This is a genomic window from Rhodoblastus sp. (genome assembly GCF_041915505.1).
In the GTDB taxonomy this organism is placed as follows: Bacteria; Pseudomonadota; Alphaproteobacteria; order Rhizobiales; family Beijerinckiaceae; genus Rhodoblastus.
Genome location: NZ_JAYSBG010000037.1, coordinates 14,712 through 17,495, shown reverse-complemented (window position 1 = coordinate 17,495; position 2,784 = coordinate 14,712). Strand labels below are relative to the sequence as shown.

Annotated in this window: 3 protein-coding genes; all 3 read right to left on the bottom strand. The window is 65.2% G+C overall.

Features of this window, described 5'->3' with window-relative positions; genetic code table 11:
* Positions 1–498: 498 nt before the first annotated feature.
* The gene (locus tag ACE3S9_RS04510; protein WP_374545240.1) at positions 499–1,092 is read right to left on the bottom strand and encodes a mobile mystery protein B; all 594 of its coding nucleotides are present in this window, start codon (positions 1,090–1,092) and stop codon (positions 499–501) included.
* A 5-nt stretch (positions 1,093–1,097) separates the two neighbouring features.
* Positions 1,098–1,562 carry a mobile mystery protein A gene (locus ACE3S9_RS04505; protein WP_374545239.1) on the bottom strand — a complete coding sequence of 155 codons (465 nt, stop codon included), beginning with the start codon at positions 1,560–1,562 and terminating at the stop codon, positions 1,098–1,100.
* A gap of 187 nt (positions 1,563–1,749) precedes the next feature.
* A partial coding sequence (locus ACE3S9_RS04500) for an RHE_PE00001 family protein (RefSeq protein WP_374545238.1) occupies positions 1,750–2,784 on the bottom strand: 1,035 nt, incomplete at its 5' end.

Genomic DNA, 2,784 nt, shown 5'->3' with positions numbered 1-2,784 from the left:
TACGCCAACCTCTTCGCCGACGACGAAGACGACGGCTTCTCGCTGATCTGGTCCCGCCCCAGCGGTCGGCGCAACGACTGAGCCGCAAAGGCCCCGGCCAAAAGGCCGGGGCCTCCGTCTCGACATCCCGCGACGGGCTTTCGAGGCGGCCCGCCTTTATGCGCAAACCCATCCGCAGGTTGGCCGGCCAGTGACGCGCCGTTAGGATCTGGACGTTGAAACTCGTGATCGATAGACGTTTTTCGCCGGCGCTCAGCCCGCATCTCAACTTGGAGGATCGCTGCCGGCGGCGCCGATCTTCGCCCCGGCCTGATCGTCCCTCCATGGGTCGAGCACGCTGAAAATACAAAGGCAATTGTGAGCGCGCCTTGACGCGGTTGACCGCGAACATTCGAGCGTCGACCTCCCCTGCCCTTACGCTGTTTCTCGCGCGGGCTCTGGCGCTAGACTTCGTGGGCGCAGACGGCGTCGTGGGCCGGAGCGATGCTGTCACTGCCGTCAGGAGCGCGCGAAGGCGACGAGCGGCGCGATATCATGGTTGTCGGCGGCGCGCAGCGCCGCCACATAGCGCGCGCGGGTTTCGCCGGCGTCGATCAAGTTCATTCGCCCCCAGGTGAAAGCGGGCCGTCCGAGTTGGCGGGCGAGAAAGTCGCCGACCAGACGGGAAAAACGTCCATTGCCATTCGGGAAGGGATGGATGGCGACGAGGCGATGACTGAAACGCACGGCGATCTCATCGGGCGGGAACGTCTGGTGGTCGACCCAGTAGCGGGCGTCGTCGATGGCCTGTCGCACGTCCGTCGCAATGCGATAGGCGTCGACGCCGATGTTGCGTGCGGTCGTGCGATGGTGCCCAGCCCATCGCCAAACGTCGCCGAACATGCGGCGATGCAAATTGCTCAGGAATTCCTGATCAAGCACGTCACGCTTGCGCGACATCGCCCAGCGCAGCGCTTCGCCAATGTTGACCTGTTCGGCTTCGTTCAATTCATGCCGCAATGTAATGTAGGATGGGATCAGCTGCTCCCGCTCCTCCGCCGTCAGTGGCGTGTTGGCTTCATCGTCGTGTTGGAACAGCGGATCGTTGGCCATGAAAATCAATCGTCCTCCCAGATGCTTCGCGGCGAATTGGCAAGGATCAGATCGATCATGCGGCGCTGTTCGTCATCGAGATCCGATCTGAGCAGCGGCTGGTTTTCGAGCCGCATGGTGTGATCGAGGCGCGCAATGTTTTGTCCGGCTTTCTGGGCGGCGCGATCCCGCAAGATGTCGTCGAGCGGCTTGGTTGGAACGAAGGCATACACGAAGGTACAGTTCATCGCGGCGGCCGCTTCGCGGAGCGTCTTGATCGTGGTGGCCCCGGACGCCTCCGCCTTTTCGATCGCCGGAATCCGGGACGGCGCCGCCTTCATCCGGGCGGCGAGCTGTCGCGTACTCATGCCCAAGGCCTCGCGAATAGCCCTCATCCAGCCGCGAGGCGGGGCCGCGAGCTGGAGGTCGCGCAAGGGCGCGAGTCGCCGCTCCAATTGCTTGCGCGCCAGAGCCGCCTGCTTCTTGTCCATGAGAATATGTCCAAACCATCCAATATCGAACATATATATATGACCAGAACGTAAATCAAATGACATCGATACATGAGCATTGATGTCGCTAAGCGATCATAAAAATATGAGCAAATATGATCCGCCGCACCTCATTTCGCGGTGCGGCTGGCGCTCATGGCATTTCCTGCGAGGAGAGGGGGTTGGCTTACAAAATCCCCCAGGCGCGATACCGTCCCCGCCCCGTCGCCTCGCGCAGGCCGAGCTCGGCGACCAGGTCCTGGGCGGCGCGCGGCGTGATCTTCAGTTCGGCCGCGACCATTCGGGCGGACACGATCGGTCGGCTCAACACATAGTCGATCAGCGCCGGCAGGCGCGAGGTCGACCGGCGACCGTTGAGCTTGCGCAGCAGCAGCATGCGCTGATTGGCCCACCGATCGTGGTTTTTCAGGCCGATCTCGGCGCCCAGCGCGATCGCCTCCAGTTCGACGATCAGGCGTTCGACCGGGTCGCGGCCGCGTCGTCGCGCCACCGGAATGGTCTTGAGGCCGTCGAGCAAGCACGGCAGATGGCGCCGCGCCTTGTGGCGCGCGCGCAGCAGCGAAGCGGCGAGCAGGCGGCCGAGCCAGGGGCGATGCTGCAGCGGTTCGATTTCGTCCCACAGCCGCGCGGCGAGCGCGGCGGCGAGCGTCGGCGGCAGGTTTCTTGTCTCCTCGACTTGCGCGCGCCATTCGGCGAGACGCGCGTCCTCGTCCCAGTCGAGATCGTAGACCAGCGGATCGCGCTCTTGTTTCGCGCGCTCGGTCTCCCCCGACAGCGCCCGGCCGGTTTTGGCCAGAACGGCGTCGAGGGCGGCGAACGCTTCCGTAAGCGCGTCATCGCCGTCGGAAGCGTCGTCAGGCGACGCGCTGTCAAATTCCTCGCCCTCGTCGCCCATTTCGGACTCCAGGTCCCCTGCCCTCCCCTCACGGATCACCGCGCCGCCGCCCTGTCCCCGCAGTGCGGCGAGACCGGCGGGCGACAGCGCCCAACCCGGGTCGCCGTCGGCGATGCGCCGGCGGGCGCGCAGCACGGCGTGGGCGCGGACAAGTTCATGGGTCGGCGAACGCACGTCCATCTGGGCGTCGTGGAGCACGAGGTCTTCGAGATGAACGAGCTCGCCGTCGAGCCACAGGCAGGCGGCGGCCTCGGAGAAGTGCGCGCGCGCGATCCATCCCGCGCGGATCGGGCTTTTCGCGAGCCG

Bases quoted from the DNA above. Each gene is read 5' to 3' on its own strand.
- ACE3S9_RS04505 (WP_374545239.1), bottom strand. From the start codon at position 1,562: ATGGACAAGAAGCAGGCGGCTCTGGCGCGCAAGCAATTGGAGCGGCGA.
- ACE3S9_RS04510 (WP_374545240.1), bottom strand. From the start codon at position 1,092: ATGGCCAACGATCCGCTGTTCCAACACGACGATGAAGCCAACACGCCA.